The sequence below is a fragment of the Cellulophaga sp. genome, from assembly GCF_039943695.1.
Classification (GTDB): domain Bacteria; phylum Bacteroidota; class Bacteroidia; order Flavobacteriales; family Flavobacteriaceae; genus Cellulophaga.
The window spans coordinates 11,776-29,026 of the sequence record NZ_JBDVAA010000020.1 but is presented as its reverse complement, the minus strand read 5'-3'; the positions used below and the strand labels follow the sequence as shown (position 1 = coordinate 29,026).

The 17,251-nt window shown below is 32.6% G+C and carries 16 protein-coding genes; 7 read left to right on the top strand and 9 right to left on the bottom strand.

The window, feature by feature from the left end; all coding sequences use genetic code 11:
* Positions 1-35: 35 nt before the first annotated feature.
* The gene (locus ABJD66_RS01805; RefSeq protein ID WP_348127542.1) at positions 36-1,274 is read left to right on the top strand and encodes a TlpA disulfide reductase family protein; all 1,239 of its coding nucleotides are present in this window, start codon (positions 36-38) and stop codon (positions 1,272-1,274) included.
* On the opposite strand, the gene leuB is transcribed toward ABJD66_RS01805, so the two are convergent.
* Positions 1,267-2,385, bottom strand: a complete 1,119-nt coding sequence (gene leuB / locus ABJD66_RS01800) for a 3-isopropylmalate dehydrogenase (RefSeq protein WP_100896207.1) — start codon at positions 2,383-2,385, stop codon at positions 1,267-1,269. The two genes, ABJD66_RS01805 and leuB, sit on opposite strands and share 8 nt — an antisense overlap.
* Before the next feature lies 1 nt (position 2,386).
* Positions 2,387-3,559, bottom strand: a complete 1,173-nt coding sequence (locus ABJD66_RS01795; RefSeq protein ID WP_100896206.1) for a 2-isopropylmalate synthase — start codon at positions 3,557-3,559, stop codon at positions 2,387-2,389.
* A gap of 147 nt (positions 3,560-3,706) precedes the next feature.
* Here ABJD66_RS01795 and ABJD66_RS01790 point away from each other — a divergent pair, with 147 nt between their 5' ends.
* Positions 3,707-5,251, top strand: coding sequence for a hypothetical protein (locus ABJD66_RS01790; RefSeq protein WP_348127538.1), 1,545 nt, complete (start codon positions 3,707-3,709; stop codon positions 5,249-5,251).
* Between the two features lies 1 nt (position 5,252).
* On the opposite strand, the gene ABJD66_RS01785 is transcribed toward ABJD66_RS01790, so the two are convergent.
* Positions 5,253-5,945 (bottom strand): RluA family pseudouridine synthase, encoded by a 693-nt coding sequence (locus ABJD66_RS01785; RefSeq protein ID WP_348127535.1) that lies wholly within the window; start codon positions 5,943-5,945, stop codon positions 5,253-5,255.
* 46 nt (positions 5,946-5,991) lie between these two features.
* Positions 5,992-6,810 carry a 3-methyl-2-oxobutanoate hydroxymethyltransferase gene (gene panB, locus ABJD66_RS01780; protein WP_100896203.1) on the bottom strand — a complete coding sequence of 273 codons (819 nt, stop codon included), beginning with the start codon at positions 6,808-6,810 and terminating at the stop codon, positions 5,992-5,994.
* Between the two features lie 111 nt (positions 6,811-6,921).
* Here panB and ABJD66_RS01775 point away from each other — a divergent pair, with 111 nt between their 5' ends.
* The gene (locus ABJD66_RS01775; protein ID WP_348127532.1) at positions 6,922-7,377 is read left to right on the top strand and encodes a nuclear transport factor 2 family protein; all 456 of its coding nucleotides are present in this window, start codon (positions 6,922-6,924) and stop codon (positions 7,375-7,377) included.
* 2 nt (positions 7,378-7,379) lie between these two features.
* Here ABJD66_RS01775 and ABJD66_RS01770 read toward each other — a convergent pair whose 3' ends face one another.
* The 3 genes from ABJD66_RS01770 to ABJD66_RS01760 are packed head-to-tail and all read right to left on the bottom strand — an operon-like array spanning position 7,380 to position 11,176.
* A complete protein-coding gene (locus tag ABJD66_RS01770) occupies positions 7,380-7,871 on the bottom strand; it encodes a hypothetical protein (RefSeq protein WP_348127529.1) in 492 nt (163 codons plus the stop codon).
* A gap of 8 nt (positions 7,872-7,879) precedes the next feature.
* A complete protein-coding gene (locus ABJD66_RS01765) occupies positions 7,880-9,727 on the bottom strand; it encodes a Xaa-Pro dipeptidyl-peptidase (RefSeq protein ID WP_348127526.1) in 1,848 nt (615 codons plus the stop codon).
* A gap of 24 nt (positions 9,728-9,751) precedes the next feature.
* The gene (locus tag ABJD66_RS01760; protein ID WP_348127523.1) at positions 9,752-11,176 is read right to left on the bottom strand and encodes an L-serine ammonia-lyase; all 1,425 of its coding nucleotides are present in this window, start codon (positions 11,174-11,176) and stop codon (positions 9,752-9,754) included.
* Positions 11,177-11,411: 235 nt separating this feature from the next.
* Here ABJD66_RS01760 and dnaK point away from each other — a divergent pair, with 235 nt between their 5' ends.
* A complete protein-coding gene (dnaK, locus tag ABJD66_RS01755) occupies positions 11,412-13,310 on the top strand; it encodes a molecular chaperone DnaK (RefSeq protein WP_100896198.1) in 1,899 nt (632 codons plus the stop codon).
* 123 nt (positions 13,311-13,433) lie between these two features.
* The gene (locus ABJD66_RS01750) at positions 13,434-14,375 is read left to right on the top strand and encodes a hypothetical protein (RefSeq protein ID WP_348127519.1); all 942 of its coding nucleotides are present in this window, start codon (positions 13,434-13,436) and stop codon (positions 14,373-14,375) included.
* A 2-nt stretch (positions 14,376-14,377) separates the two neighbouring features.
* On the opposite strand, the gene ABJD66_RS01745 is transcribed toward ABJD66_RS01750, so the two are convergent.
* Positions 14,378-14,944 (bottom strand): GNAT family protein, encoded by a 567-nt coding sequence (locus ABJD66_RS01745; protein WP_348127516.1) that lies wholly within the window; start codon positions 14,942-14,944, stop codon positions 14,378-14,380.
* On the bottom strand, positions 14,941-15,588 hold the full coding sequence (locus ABJD66_RS01740) for an esterase (protein WP_348127513.1): 648 nt from the start codon (positions 15,586-15,588) through the stop codon (positions 14,941-14,943). Before ABJD66_RS01740 ends, ABJD66_RS01745 begins: the two co-directional genes overlap by 4 nt.
* Before the next feature lie 90 nt (positions 15,589-15,678).
* Here ABJD66_RS01740 and ABJD66_RS01735 point away from each other — a divergent pair, with 90 nt between their 5' ends.
* Both ABJD66_RS01735 and ABJD66_RS01730 read left to right on the top strand, forming a co-directional pair.
* The gene (locus ABJD66_RS01735; RefSeq protein WP_100896194.1) at positions 15,679-16,104 is read left to right on the top strand and encodes a PaaI family thioesterase; all 426 of its coding nucleotides are present in this window, start codon (positions 15,679-15,681) and stop codon (positions 16,102-16,104) included.
* 4 nt (positions 16,105-16,108) lie between these two features.
* Positions 16,109-17,218 carry a chorismate-binding protein gene (locus ABJD66_RS01730; protein ID WP_348127510.1) on the top strand — a complete coding sequence of 370 codons (1,110 nt, stop codon included), beginning with the start codon at positions 16,109-16,111 and terminating at the stop codon, positions 17,216-17,218.
* The last annotated feature ends 33 nt before the right edge of the window (positions 17,219-17,251 follow it).

The following is a 17,251-nucleotide window of genomic DNA, read 5'->3' as shown; positions in this document are numbered from 1 at the left end:
GTTTATATTACGATTTTTACAAAAACCACTTTATTATGAAGAAATTAGGGCTGTTAACTATTGTTTTATTTTTTGTTTATTCTTGTTCAACACCTAAAACAGAAAAATTAAAAGAAGGTAAATGGTTGGCTCAACTGCAAGTGCAAGATAATGAGGTGCTACCCTTTATTTTTGCATTAAATTATAACGATAAAAATGTAATTGCAATACAAGTTTTTAATGCAGAGGAAGTAATAGATGTAGATGAAATTAGTATAGAAAACGATTCTATAACGATTAAAATGCCGGTTTTTGAAGGGTATTTAAAAGGAAAATTTACAGCTACAGAAATTAGTGGAAGTTTTATTAAAGAAAGTTTAGATAGGGTAGTGCCGTTTAAAGCTGTTTTTAATAATGATGTAGAACGATTTAAAGTGGATAAAACTCCAAATAAAAATGTTAGTGGAGTTTGGGAGACTATTTTTAGTTCAGAAACAGAAGATAGTTACCTTGCAAAAGGTATTTTTAAACAGAATAATACTAAAGTAACAGGTACTTTTAGAACCACTACGGGTGATTATAGGTATTTAGAGGGGGTTGTAGATGGCGACTCTTTAAAACTGTCTACTTTTGATGGTGCACATGCGTTTTTGTTTACTGGTAAATTAACAGATTCGGTTTTAGAAGGAACTTTTTATTCTGGTAATCATTTTAAAGAACCTTTTTTAGCAAAAAGAAATGAAAGTTATGAGCTGCCTGCAGATACCACACTTACCTATTTAAATGAAGGTTACAAAAAGTTAGATTTTTCTTTTCCTGATGTAAATAACAAGACTGTTTCTTTAAGTGATAAGGTTTATCAAAATAAAGTGGTAATAGTACAAATTATGGGTACTTGGTGTCCTAATTGTTTAGATGAAACAAAGTTTTTAACTCAGTTTTTAAAAGACAATAAAAATGAAGATTTGAAAATAATTTCATTAGCTTTTGAATATGCTAAAACAAAAGAAAGCGCTTTTGATAAAATAAAGCGTTTAAAAGAAAAAATAGGAGTAGAGTATCCTATTTTATTGGCGCAATATGGTAATTCTAGCAAGCAAAAGGCACAACAGAAATTACCAATGTTAAATCATGTTTTATCTTACCCAACAACAATACTAATTGATAGAAGTGGTAATGTACGAAAAATACACACAGGTTTTAATGGGCCTGCTACAGGAGAAAAATATACAGAATTTAAAACTGATTTTACGCAAACAATAAATAGCTTATTAAAGGAAAAATCTACTAAATAATAGTAGATTTTCCTAAGCCTATGTTTTCGTTGTTTAAATGTAAATATTCATCTGTATCTACAATGCTGTTAGCAATATAATCGCCAACATAATCTGTTCCTAATGTGCTATCTGGATTTAGATCTGATGTAACAACATTATTAATAATAGCATTTTCTACAGCCATTTGTATGGCTTGTGCTTCTTCATTTAAACCGTGATGTTCTAGTAACATTGCGGCAGATAATATAGCGGCAATTGGATTGGCAATATCCAAGCCCGTTGCCTGCGGAAAAGAACCGTGTATAGGCTCAAACATTGCATTTTCTGCACCTACAGATGCAGAGGCAAGTAAACCAATAGAACCAGTTATAACGCTAGCTTCATCAGAAATAATATCGCCAAACATATTGTTAGTTAAAATAACATCAAACTGTGATGGATTTAATATCATTTGCATAGCAGCATTGTCAACAAATAAAAAGTCTAATTCTATTTCAGGATAACTTTCACCTATTCTAGTAACTACTTTACGCCATAATCTAGAAGACTCTAATACATTTGCTTTATCTACAAGTGTTACTTTTTTTCTTCTGTTTTTTGCCGCTTTAAATGCTAAATGAGCAATTCTGCTTATTTCTTTTTCAGAATACTCACAAAGGTCAGATGCAACTGTTCCTTTTTCGTTTAGTTTTTTTTCTCCAAAATAGATACCACCAGTTAATTCTCTGTAAATGGTAAAGTCTACTCCAGAAATAATTTCCTTTTTTAGCGGTGATCTGTCTATTAGGCTCTGGTATACATGTACAGGCCTAACATTACTAAACAAGCCTAACTCTTTCCTAAGTTTAAGTAAACCTTGTTCTGGGCGTACTTTAGCATTAGGATCATTATCATATTTAGGAGCGCCAATAGCACCAAATAAAACAGCATCTGAGTTTCTACAGATTTCTAAGGTTTCATCTGGCAACGGATTGCCAGTTTGGTCTATAGCAGTAGCGCCAACTAAGGCAGGGGAAAAGGTGAAATGGTGGTTAAATGTAGTTTCTACAGATTGTAAACATTTAACAGCTTGTGCAAGAACCTCTGGTCCTATACCATCACCGCCAAGAAGAGCTATTTTTAAATTCATATTATACGGTTGTTTCTATTTGTATGTTACAGACACTTATTATTTCATGAATGTCTTCATCTACTACTTCTTTTTTTCTATCAGCAAAATTTAAAAACTCTGTGTAAACCACATCTAATTGTGTTTTAGTAAGTTCGTAACCAATATTTTTAGCTCTGTAAGCTAAAGCGGCTCTACCGCTACGGGCAGTAAGTACTATAGAAGATTCGTTAACGCCAACATCTGCAGGGTCTATAATTTCGTAAGTCTCTCTGTTTTTAATTACACCGTCTTGGTGTATGCCAGAACTATGTGCAAATGCATTTGCGCCAACAATTGCTTTGTTAGGTTGCACTGGCATTCCCATTTTGCTAGATACCATTAAACTAGTATCATAAAGTAGTTTACTATTAATATCTGTATCTAAATTAAGGTTTGGATGCTGTCTTAATATCATAACTACTTCTTCTAATGAAGTGTTACCTGCACGTTCTCCAATACCGTTAATAGTACATTCTATTTGTCTTGCACCATTCATAACACCAGCAATAGAGTTTGCAGTTGCTAAACCTAAATCGTTGTGACAGTGACAAGATAAAATTGCTTTGTGAATGCCTTCTACATTTTCGTATAAGTATTTCATTTTAGCACCGTATTCTTCAGGTAAACAATATCCAGTTGTATCTGGTATATTCAATACAGTTGCACCAGCTTTTACAACTTCTGTGCATACTCTTGCTAAAAATTCATTGTCTGTTCTACCTGCATCTTCTGCGTAAAACTCTACATCTTCAACAAATGTTTTTGCGTATTTTACAGCAGCCACAGCTCTTTCTATAATTTGATCCTTGTTAGAATTAAATTTGTGCTTTATGTGCGAGTCAGATGTTCCAATACCAGTATGTATTCTTGGTCTTTTAGCGTATTTTACAGCCTCTGCAGCAACTTCTATATCTTTTTTTACAGCTCTAGTTAAACCACAAACTGTTGCATTTTTAACTAATTTAGATATTTCCATTACAGAATTAAAATCTCCTGGGCTAGATATTGGGAAACCAGCTTCTATTACATCTACCCCTAATAAGTCTAAACGCTCTGCTATTATTAGCTTTTGCTTAGCGTCTAACTTACATCCTGGGACTTGCTCTCCGTCTCTTAGTGTGGTGTCAAATATTTGAACTTTATCTTTACTCATTTTATTTTATTTAATTTTGGGCTGCTATACGAATATATAGTCCTTTATTATTAATATTGAATCAGCAAAAAAACATTTACAACGTTTAAGTGCTTTTTTGAAATATTAATTAATTGATAATCAGTTATTTAAATTCATTTTTTTACGATGACAACTCCTCATAAAGATGCCTTGTTTGTATTGGTAAAGTCACTTTCTAAGTCAGAAAAGCGACAGTTTAAATTGTATGTAGGACGCTTAGGGGTTAATACAGATGCCAAGTTTTTATCTCTTTTTAATCTTTTAGATAAAGGAAAAACCTATAGTGAAAAAGTTATTTTAGATAGTGGTATTGTGAAAAAAGCACAGCTATCTAACTTAAAAGCACACCTATATAAGCAAATTCTTGTTAGTCTTAGATTAAATCCAGTTAATCAAAATATCCGTGTTCAAATTAGAGAGCAGTTAGATTTTGCTACTATTTTATATCAAAAGGGATTATATAAACAGAGTTTAAAACTTTTAGATAAAGTAAAAGGTATAGCTATAGAAAACGAGGAAAAAAATATAGCTTATGAAATAGTAGAGTTAGAAAAAGTAATTGAAACTCAATATATAACGCGTAGTATTCCTGACAGGGCTAATGAGTTGGCTGTACAAGCTAAAGAGTTGTCTGCGCATAATGTAATGACAAGTAAACTTAGCAACTTGTCTTTGCAGTTGTATGGTATGATGTTAAAAGTAGGGTATGTACGTAGTGATGAAGACTTAAAAAAAGTAAAAACCTACTTTAATGATCATTTGCCAATTTACAATATTGAAGATTTAGGTTTTAGAGAAAAACTATGGTTATACAAGGCATATTTATGGTATAGTTTTTTAATACAGGATTTTTTATCTTGTTACAAATACGCTAATAAATGGGTAGATCTTTTTTATGAAAATAAGGATATGATTTACTTAAATCCTGTATTCTTTTTAAAAGGAAACCATTATTTACTGGAATCTTTGTTTTACGTAAAGTATAGTACTCAATTTAAAGCTACATTAACAAAAATGGAAGCAATGATAGAGAGTAAAAGTTTTCCTAAAAATGATAATATTTCTTCGCTGGCTTTCTTGTATTTAAATTCTAACAAACTAAATCAGCACTTTTTAGAAGGTACTTTTGAAAAAGGTTTATACTTGGTACGTATTGTAGAATATGGCATTAATAAGCATAAAGACCGTATAGATGAGCATCATATAATGTTGCTTTATTACAAGTGTGCTTGTTTGTATTTTGGTGTTGGTGATAATAAATTATGTATACAGTATTTAAAGAAAATTATAAATAATAAAAACTTAAAAATGAGAGAAGATCTTATGTGTTTTTCTCGTGTTTTAAGTCTGGTTGCACATTATGAAGCAGGTATGGATTACCATTTAGAGGTACAGTTAAAAAGTACATATAAATTCTTAATTAAGATGAATGATATGCACGCTGTACAAAAGGAGATGATAAAGTTTTTAAGAAACTTACGAGACATTTACCCAACAGATTTGCGTAACGAATTTAAAAAATTGCATACCGAGTTAAAAAAGTATGAGAATCATCCATACGAGAAAAGAGCCTTTTTATATTTAGATATTATCTCTTGGTTAGAGAGTCATTTATACAATAAACCTGTTGGTGAAATTGTACGCGAAAAAGCTAAAAAATTAACAAGGTAAACTAAGAACAAGCATCCCAAATAGGATCTATAGGTAAAGGGGCTATAATTTCTAATGGCTCCTTTTTAACTGGGTGAATAAAAGATAATTTACGAGCGTGTAGATGTATACCTCCATCAGAATTACTTCGGTTAAATCCGTATTTTAAATCGCCTTTAATAGGGCAACCAATACCAGATAATTGAGATCTAATTTGATGGTGTCTTCCGGTTTGTAAATTTATTTCTAATAGGTAATAATTGTCTAGCTTTTTAAGAATTGAGTAATCTAAAATTGCTTTTTTACTATCTGAAACTTCCTTTATATTGGCGTAAGATTTATTTTGTTTTGTATTTCTTTTAAGCCAATTTACAAGTGTATCTTTTTGCTTTTTAGGCTGCTGTTTAACAACAGCCCAATAAGTTTTTTTAGCATCTTTTTCTGCAAAAAGCTTGTTTAAACGAGGTAGTGCCTTAGATGTTTTTGCAAAGACTACAATGCCAGTAGTTGGCCTGTCTAATCTATGTGCTACACCAAGATATACATTGCCTGGTTTGTTATATTTTTCTTTAATATAAGCTTTTACAATATCGCTTAAAGGAGCATCACCAGTTTTGTCTCCTTGTACTATATCACCAACACGTTTATTAATAGCAATAAGGTGATTGTCTTCATATAATACCTGAAGATTTTGAGGAGTAGAAACGATTTTCATTTAAAATATATTCTAAAAAGAGCTATTGATAATTTGTATTAACTACTTAGTATTGTTCCTCTTCATTAGGGAAATCCTTAGTTTTTACGTCATCTACGTATTGCGAAATAGCAGAACCCATTTCTTCATATAAGTTCATATAACGTCTTAAAAAGCGAGGGTTAAATTCCTTTGTCATACCTAAAAGATCGTGTATAACCAACACTTGTCCGTCTACATCACCACCAGCACCAATACCAATAACTGGTATTGTTAAGCTTGCAGCTACTTCTTTGGCAAGGTTAGCAGGTATTTTTTCTAAAACAATAGCAAAGCATCCTAGTTTTTGCAACAATAAGGCATCTTCTTTAAGTTTTTTAGCTTCAGCCTCTTCTTTAGCTCTTACGGTATAAGTACCAAATTTATAGATAGATTGTGGTGTTAATCCTAAATGCCCCATAACAGGTATTCCGGCATTGAGTATACGTTTTACAGAATCTTTAATTTCTATACCACCTTCTACTTTTATAGCGTGTGCGCCACTTTCCTTCATAATACGTATTGCAGAACGTAAAGCCTCTTTAGGATCACTTTGGTAACTACCAAAAGGAATGTCCACAACAACCAAACATCTGTTTATAGCTCGTATTACAGAAGATGCGTGGTAAATCATCTGGTCTAGAGTAATAGGTAATGTAGTCTCATGACCAGCCATTACATTACTAGCAGAATCACCAACCAAAATTACATCTACATTGGCATCGTCTATAATTTTAGCCATAGAGTAATCATAAGCAGTAAGCATAGAGATACGTTCTCCGTTTTTTTTCATATCTATGAGCGACTTTACAGTAACTCTCTTGTATTCTTTTTTGGCAACTGACATTGTAAGTTTATTTAGTTTAGATGGTCTAAAATTATGAAAAAAGATTAAGAATTATGGCGTTTATCAAACTTAAGAATGTGATATATTTTTTATAAATTGATAAAAATTAATATGATGAAAAATATTTTACTCGTATTTACAATCTTATTTAATGTTTTTGTATCTGCACAAGCTAATGAAGTTGATGTTAAAAATACAATAAACTTGTTTTTTGATGCTTTTCATAAGCAAGATTCTATGCAATTAAAAGCGGTAGCTACTAACACTGTTATATTACAAACTATAGGGGTAGATAAAGATGGTAATACAGTTCTAAAAACAGAGAATTATTCAGATTTTATAAAAAACATTGTAAGCATACCTAAAGAAGTAAATTTTAGAGAAAAGCTAACCTCTTATAGTATCAAGGTAGATGGAGATATGGCCAATGCTTGGACAGAGTATGAATTTTGGTTAAATGGAAAATTTAGTCACTGTGGTGTAAATTCTTTTCAATTATTTAAGGATAAAGGTAAGTGGAAAATTATTTATCTAATAGATACAAGACGTAAAAAAGGGTGTAATTAATGTTAAGTTATTACATCATTTTCTCTTTTAAACTGTTCCTTTTGTTCTCCTTTAAGTTGTAGTTGTTTTTTAATTTTATCCTTTGTTGGTCTTAAAAATAAAAAGTAAATAATAACAGCGATAGTAATAAATAAGTAAAATAAATTACTGTTGTATAAAGCAAAAAGCAAACTAATAAAGGCAGCACCTTCTATAAAAGCATATTTGGTTAATAATGCAGATTGATAAACCTCTAGTTTCTGTTTTAAAGATTTTTTACCTAAAACGGGTTCAATTTTCTTTTTAAAAATGTAATTACCTAAAAAAATGCCTGTAATGGCAACAATAGGAGTAATTACAATATGTATACTACTTACAGGAATACTAAATGTCCATTTTTCTTGTTGAAAATATAATATTGCTGTAAATAGTATTAGTCCGCCAGAAAAAGCAATGTGCATAACAGACATTACTTTTAAAAAACCTTTAAATGTAAGCGAATTTCTATCTTCCATAGTTGTTATTAGTTTACCGCTTTTTTGTATGCTTGTTGTCCGCCTACAATTGGTAAAGTAATTTTTGTGTTATTAGTATCTACAGATAATTCTGTTCCAGGTTTAGGTAAAATAGTAAATTGATTATCGCTAGAAAACACAACTAATCCTATCTGTTGTCCTGCTTTTATTATTTGGTCATCTGGCTGAAAATTAAATGTCATAGTATAAAATTTACCAGGTTTTAAAGGCTTGCTCTCAGAAATAGATTTGTGATTTTGAGGATCTGCCCAACCACGAGTAATAATATTATCTGTAATAACAGCACCTTCAGTTGTGTTCCAAGGTAAAGAAACTAAAGCTACAGATAAGTTTGCAGCAGGTTTACTACTTGCAAGTTTTATGGTAATAGATGCTAATCCAGATATATGAACATCATTTGTTAGTGTAGGTGTAGTAAATACTAACCTGTTTTTTGATGAAGCAGCTTGCGCTAAATCTTCCATAGCAATGTTATGGTCATCTATTAAAGTTTCTGGAGCTTGCTTTTTTGTAGGCTCTAAAACTAATTTTCCTTGTGTAGGAGCTCCGTTTTTTAAATACAGAGTAATGTCAGAAGCATTAGGATTAGGGTATGCATCATAGGGAGTAGGGTTGTCTTGAGTATCATGTTCACGAACAATCCACGCTTTTTTGTCATTTTCCACACCATTTTTTACACCGTGTAAATAACGTGTAAACCAACGGTTCATTATTTTTATTGGTGGTGGTCCGCCGTGTCCGTTTTGGTGGTAGTATATTTGCGTAGGCAAGCCTTTTTCTGTGGCAGCTTTATAAATACGGTAGCTATGTTCTGGCATAACATTCCAGTCGTTAAAGCCATGAGACATTAATAAAGCAGCTTTCATATGAGCCATTTTATTTAGGTAGTCTCTACCAGCCCAAAAATCATTAAAATCTCCAGTTTCCCTATCCATACCATTTCTAAGCTCTGTGTCTCTAATGGTTTTATTATTGTAAGCACGTTTTTCAGGGTCTCCACTGTGTATAAAATCATACAAAACATCTATGTCTTCACCCAAGTAACCTCCAGGACTTCTAACCAAACCATTAGAACGATAATAGTGGTATGATGATGTGTTTGGTGCAATAGGTATTATAGCCTCTAAACCAGCTACACCAGTAGTTGCAGCAGCAAGCGGAATTGTCCCATTGTATGATGTTCCTGTCATACCTACTTTACCAGTAGACCAAAAAGCTTTAACCTCTTCGTTATTATCTGGAGATGCGTAGCCTTTAGCACGTCCGCAAAGCCAATCTATAACCGCTTTTGGAGCAAGAGCTTCATTTGGGCCACCAACTGTTGGTGCACCTTGAGAAAAACCTGTTCCAGGAGCAGATGTATGTACAACTATATATCCTCTAGGAACCCATTTTTGTATATGTGAGTTAGATATTATTGGGCGTTGTCCTCTACGTTTTACTTCTGGGTGAGAACGTTCTGGTGCTTTTTCTCCAAGTTCATGCTTTACATTCCAAAATAAACCTTCCTCAGCGCCAGTAGCTGTGCCTGCGTAATACGGACTAGAGCACAATATAACTGGTAGTTTTAAATCTTCAGTAGAAGTTTGCTCTGGTCTAGTAACGCTAACGTGCATGCGATCTAATTTGCCATCGCCATCAGTATCAAAAGTAGTCTCTACAAATAAATCGTGTCTTATCCATTTATCAGGATTGCTAAAACCTTCTACAATTTGTGCTTCACCATCTTTAAATACAGGGACGGTTTTTTCAGTTTGCGCAATTCCGACTACAGACACTAAAAAAAATAAAAATTTAGATACACTGTTTATCTTGCGTTGTATTGTAGTTCTCATAACAATCAATTTTTAATTTATTATTTAACAATCACTTAAAAATACACCAACAGCTAAACCGCCTGTAGATGTTTCTTTGTATTTAGAATTCATATCCTTTGCGGTTTCCCACATAGTGTTAATTACCTTGTCTATTGGGACCTTAGCGTTTGCAGGGTCAGAATCTAATGCTAATTCTGCAGCATTTATAGCTTTAATAGCTCCCATAGAGTTGCGTTCTATACACGGTACTTGTACCAAACCACCAATAGGGTCACAAGTTAAGCCTAAATGGTGTTCCATAGCAATTTCTGCGGCCATTAAAACCTGTTCTGGGGTACCACCAAGTAATTCGGTTAAAGCACCAGCTGCCATTGCAGATGACACTCCAATTTCTGCTTGGCAACCTCCCATAGCAGCAGAAATAGTAGCTCCTTTTTTAAATAAACTACCAATTTCACCAGCAACTAGTAAAAACTTTTTAATGTGATTAAAATCTGCTTCGTGATTTTCTATTACCATATAATACATTAATACCGCAGGTATAACACCAGCGCTACCATTAGTTGGTGCAGTAACAACACGACCAAGAGATGCGTTAACTTCGTTTACACTTAATGCAAAACAACTAACCCATTTTAATATTTGTCTAAACTTAACTTCGGTTTTACGTATGGTTTGTAGCCATTCTTCAGGAGAATTATAAGGTAGTTCTCCTTTAAGTTTTTCGTGCATATCAAAAGCACGTCTACGTACATTTAATCCGCCAGGTAAAGTACCTTGAGTATGGCAGCCAATATGCATACACTCTAACATTGTGTCCCAGACAGCTTTTAAATCGGTATCTACTTGTTCCGGTGTACGTAATGATAGCTCGTTCTCTAAAACAATTTCAGATATTGTTTTGTTACCAGCTTTACAATGTTCTAATAAAGCAACACCAGAATTTACTGGATGCGGAAAAGTTTTAAATACTTGTATGTTTTCTTTAGCGTGAACCCTTTCTTCTTTTACAACAAAACCACCACCAATAGAGTAAAAAGTGTCTTCATAAGTACTACCATTGTCCAAAGTGGCAGAAAATTTAATACCATTTGCATGAAATGGCAAAGATGTTTTTAAAAAAACAATATGTTCTGTAATATTATATGTAATAGCATATTTGCCAAGGAGCAATAATTTGCTGGTCTCTTTTATAGTATTTATAATAGTCCCTATATTTTGCACTTGCATAGTTACGGGGTCTTCACCAGAAAGGCCTAGCATTACGGCTAAATCTGTTGCATGACCTTTACCAGTTAAGGATAATGAACCATACAATTCTGTGTGTATAGTTTTAACACTATTTATAGAGTGAATCTCTTGTAGTTCTTGCAGAAAACGCTCTGCAGCTCTCCAAGGTCCAAGTGTGTGCGAACTAGATGGTCCCACACCAATTTTAAGCATATCAAAAACACTGATACATTCCATTTACGAAAACGTTTTATTACTGCGGACAAATATACATTTTGGAATCATATATTAAACCTTTTTGTGGTATTTGTTTATTTATAGTGGTTGTGTGTCATCAGCCAAAATAAAAGTATTAAAATAAAATGAAAAATGTGTACTGCCACCTTGTCATATTTTGTTTGCTTGGCATATTGTTTGTCATTGTATTATCAAAATTAAAAAATATAAACGCTAATTATTTAAGTAATATAATATGAGTAAAATTATTGGTATAGATTTAGGAACAACCAATTCTTGTGTTTCTGTAATGGAAGGAAATGAAGCGGTTGTGATTCCAAATGCAGAGGGTAAAAGAACAACACCATCTGTGATTGCATTTGTAGAAGGTGGAGAAATTAAGGTTGGTGACCCTGCTAAAAGGCAAGCGGTTACAAATCCTACTAAAACCATATATTCTATTAAACGTTTTATGGGTAACAAATACTCTGAGTCTAATAAAGAAGCAGATAGAGTACCTTATAACGTAGTAAAGGGAGATAACGATACACCTAGAGTTGATATAGATGGTCGTTTATATTCTCCACAAGAATTATCTGCAATGATTCTTCAGAAAATGAAGAAAACAGCAGAGGATTACTTAGGACAAGATGTTTCTAGAGCTGTAATTACAGTTCCTGCATACTTTAATGATGCGCAAAGACAAGCTACAAAAGAAGCTGGTGAAATTGCTGGTTTAACAGTAGAGCGTATTATTAACGAACCTACTGCTGCTTCTTTAGCATACGGTATGGATAAAAAAGATACTGACCAGAAAATAGTAGTATTTGATTTTGGTGGTGGTACACATGATGTATCTATATTAGAATTAGGTGATGGTGTTTTTGAAGTATTATCTACAGACGGAGATACACACTTAGGTGGTGATGATGTTGACCAAAAAATTATTGATTGGTTAGCTGATGAATTTAAAAGCGAAGAAAGCATAGACTTACGTGAAGATGCTATGGCATTACAACGTTTACGTGAAGCTGCTGAAAAAGCTAAAATTGAATTGTCTTCTTCTGCACAAACAGAAATTAATTTACCATACGTAACAGCTACGGCTTCTGGTCCTAAGCACTTGGTACGTACGTTAACGTTAGCTAAATTTAATCAGTTAATTGATGATTTAGTAAAAAGAACAATAGCTCCTTGTGAGTCTGCATTAAAATCTGCAGGTTTATCTAAGAGTGATATTGATGAGATTATTTTAGTAGGTGGTTCTACACGTATTCCTGCAGTAGTAGAAGCTGTAGAGAAATTCTTTGGAAAAAAACCATCTAAAGGGGTTAACCCAGATGAGGTTGTTGCAGTAGGTGCAGCTATCCAAGGTGGTGTATTAACTGGTGATGTTAAAGATGTATTATTATTAGATGTTACACCATTATCTTTAGGTATTGAAACTATGGGTAGTGTAATGACTAAGTTAATTGAAGCTAACACTACAATACCAACTAAAAAGTCTCAAGTATTCTCTACGGCAGCAGACAATCAGCCATCTGTAGAAATACACGTTTTACAAGGTGAGCGTCCAATGGCTAATGATAACAAGACAATAGGTCGTTTTCACTTAGATGGTATTCCACCAGCACAAAGAGGTACTCCACAAATTGAAGTAACTTTTGATATTGATGCTAACGGTATTATTAAAGTATCTGCTACAGATAAAGCTACTAACAAGACGCAAGACATTAGAATTGAAGCTTCTTCTGGTTTAACTGAAGAAGAAATCAAGAAAATGAAAGCTGAAGCTGAAGCTAATGCAGAAGCAGATAAGAAAGCTAAAGAAACTGCTGATAAATTAAATGAAGCAGACGGAATGATTTTCCAAACAGAAAAGCAATTAAAAGAGTTTGGAGATAAAATTTCTGATAACAATAAGAAACCAGTAGAAGAAGCTTTAGAAGAATTGAAAAAAGCTTACGAAACTAAAGACTTAGCAGTTATTACTCCGGCTTTAGATAAAATAAACGAAGCTTGGAAAGGTGCTTCTGAAGAAATGTACAAAGCCCAAGCAGAAGCTCAAGGCGGTGCAGCTCCAGGACCAGATGCTGGTGCAGAAGCAAAAGAAGGTGATGATGTAGAAGATGTAGACTTTGAAGAAGTAAAGTAACATTTTTAACTTACCATATAAAAACCCACTAAATTAATTTTTAGTGGGTTTTTTAGTAATTAAAAGTAATGTTTTACCTTCCATTTAATTTTTTATAACTAATAAATAACCTAATTTTGGAGTATGACGTTAACCAAACACCATCTGTACTTATTAGCTATTTTCTTATTGCCTTTTTCTATAGGCGCACAAGAGTTACGTATTTTTACAAAAGCAGATTTTAATTTAGTTGGTAATGTTAAAAAAAGTATCGTAATTACTAAGTACGGTAAAGAGGAATTTTACTTTAATAAGGATGGAAAGCTAAATAAATCTATTACGCGTTATACAGACCAAGATTACAGTATAACATACTACAGGTACAAGAACAACGAGATTTTAGAAAAACGTCTAGAAAACTATAGAGATGGTGTTTTTGATAAAAGCACATCTATAGCTCATATTTTTAAAATAGATACTACCAACAACAAACATATTACAGAGAAGATACTTACATACAGTAAAAAGTTTTTAGACCAGTATGAGTATGAGTTTGATGCTGATGACAAATTAATAGTAATTAAGCGTATTAATAATGAAGAGGTAGATGAAACCACAATAAGGTACACTACTACAGATAACGAAAAGGAACAAGCATTCTACTTAAACGGAAAAATTTTAAAATCTGTTAGAGAATCATACAAGACAAATACAAAAAACGAAAAAATAAAAACGGTTTTAACCAAGCAATTCTTAGATGGCAAACCTTTAAAGGCAGAGGAAGTAGTTAGTAAAGAAAATGGTACTATTATTTATAAAGATTACTTTGTACCAGATGCTACAGAGTCTAAATTTGTTTTTGATAAAAAAGAAACTTACACCTACAAGCCAGAAGAACTAGTTATAGATAAGATAACAGTAACAAAAGGTAAAACAACTAAAGAAATAACCTATATGCACCAGTTTGACGGTGATAAAGGAAACTGGATTAAACAGGTAATATCACCAGACAATACGTATACTACACGTAAGATAGAGTATTATCCAGAAGAGTTGCAAGCAGTAGAAGAGGAGATTAAGAAATAGTTTTATTTGTTAAAATACTTTTGTTTAATAGTAGGCCATTCTTCTTTTAAAATACCATAACAGCAAGAGCTACGTCTAAAATTATCTTTTGTGATTACATTTTTTCTTAAAATACCTTCAAGAGAAGCTCCAAGTTTTTCAACAGCTTTTCTAGATTTTATATTTCTTTCATCTATACGAAACTCTACTTTTTCAAATTTCAATTTTTCAAAAGCATAGGAAAGCATTAGGTATTTCATTTTATGATTTAGTTCTGTTCCTTGCGTAGCAGGTGAAATCCATGTCCACCCAATATGTAAAACTTTATTTTTATAGTCAATGTTGCCAAAACGAGTAGAACCAATATATGCTGAGGTTCTTTTATCAAAAATAAGAAAGGCAATTGCATTTTTAGCCTCTAATGCTGTAGTTATATAATTGGTTAATTTTTCTATGGTAGATACATCATTAGAACCATATTTATACAAATCTACTTGTTGTGCAGTAGGCCATAGCAAGCTTATGTGTTTTTGTTGTAAAGGTATTAGTTGTACGGTGTTGTCCTCTAAGTTGTTTATAGTATGTATCATTCTACTAAAGAATTTATTATTTCTTTTTTTACTTCGTGTACCCCCTTAAAAGTTATAAAGTTGGTGTTAGGGTCTATAATGTTTTTAATTCTTATTTTTTCTAACTGCTTGCGATCATCATCAAAATAAGCATCTTCATCACCCACTATATAAGTAGTTTTTGTTTTATTATCACTTAGGTAAGTAAAGTCTTCTTTAGAGAGTTCTTTTGGCACAGTACCAGCATATAACACAAAGTGGTTGCATTTAATTTTTTCCTGAGCTAACCATCTTGTAACAACAGATACTCCTTGGGAATACCCTAATACAATAAAATTAGTATGTTCAGGGATGTTTTCTGTTTGATAAACGGTGTTTAAATATGTTATAATATTTTTTGTTTCTGCAACGGTATTTTCTCTAGTAAGCCAACTTGCGCCAATATGGGTAAACTTATTGTTTAAGTAATATTTAGATGGTGCTTGTGGTGCAATTATGTAATTTTCTTTGGTATTAAGTTCTTTAAAGTAACGTAGAAAATATTTGCTTAAATAACCAATTCCGTGACATACAAGCCATACGTTTTTAGTATCCTTGGTTAAGGCATTAAGAGTAGCGTAAGAGTTAGTTGTAGTATAAGTTACTTCTTTTTCTGTAAGCTGCATAAACTATTGTTTGTATAGGTATAAAAATCAAAATTTAAAGTTATGGCTTTTGTTGTATTTGGATTGGTTATTTTTACAAAAAAATAGAAGATGAACGAATTTCAAGAAAAAATACTACGTATTTGTAATGAAAACTCTAAGAATACGCTAATGGAAACATTAGATATAGAGTATGTAGAAGTTGGTGAGAATTTTTTAGTTGCTAAAATGCCAGTAACGCCAAAGGTATACCAACCAGATGGTATTTTACATGGCGGAGCAACAGCAGCATTAGCAGAAAGTGTTGGTAGTGCAGCGTCTTATATTTTTTTAGATGGAAAAGAATATTTTGTACGTGGTTTAGAAATTACTGCAAACCACGTTAAGAGCGTTAAGGATGGTAATGTGTATGCTAAAGCTAGTATTATACATAGAGGAAGAACTACGCAGCTATGGGAAATTAGAGTTACTAATGATGCTGAAGAATTGGTGTCTTTATGTAAGTTAACAACTATTTCTTTACCAAGAAAAAAGTAATTAAATGAATCATTTTTTTGAACAACTACAAGCGCAGCTTAATAACCAAAAGCCTTTTGTAGTTTACAGAAAACCAAATGAAGCTGTAGTTACAGCTGTTTTACAGCAAGATACTGTATTACACCACGTAAAAGACTATCAGGAGTCTGGTTTTGTATTTGCTCCGTTTGATAGTACTACGGCATCAATCATAATACCTAACACAACTGTTATAACATCAAACTACAATGTAGAAGAACAAACAACTTCTACTGTAGATGGTGATGTAGTTATTTCATCAACCCAAAAAGAAAAAGAAGCACATATTGCACTTGTAAAAAGTGGTGTAGCTGCAATTTCAGAAGGATTGTTAACAAAAGTTGTTTTGTCTCGCAGTATAAAAAAAACAAGTAAAAAAGAGCCTTTACAGTTATTTAAAGAGTTATTGGCTACTTATAATACTGCGTTTTGTTATTTGTGGTATCATCCTAAAGTAGGAATGTGGCTGGGGGCAACACCAGAAGTATTGCTAAAAACAAATAACCAGCGTTTAGAGACTTCGTCTTTAGCAGGTACTCAAGTATATAAAAAAGGACAGGAGCCAGTTTGGGGAGAAAAAGAATATAATGAGCAGGATGTTGTTACGCAGTTTATTAAAAAAGAACTGGCAGATAAAGTAACTAATTTAAAAGCTACAGAAGTAGCATCTGTAAGAGCAGGCAAATTATGGCATTTACGCACCAAAATAACGGGAGTAATGCAAAACAACTTACAAGATATTTTAGATGCACTACATCCTACGCCAGCTACTTGTGGTTTGCCTAAGCAAAAAGCTAAAGAGTTTATATTAGAAAACGAAAGTTATAAAAGAAGTTTTTATACTGGTTTTTTAGGAGAACTAAACTTTAGTAAAGAGCAATATAGGGCAAAAACAAAGCGAAATATAGAAAACAGAGCATATTCTGCAATAACTAAGGTTAGTAATTTATACGTTAATCTACGCTGTGCAGAACTTACTAATGACGCCGTTAAAGTATACGTAGGTGGTGGTATTACCATTGGGTCTAACCCAGAAAAGGAATGGGAAGAAACTGTTGCTAAAAGTGGAACTATGTTGCGTATTATTTTAAAATAATTGGGTAAACTATGCTTTAGGATGTACTTTTGC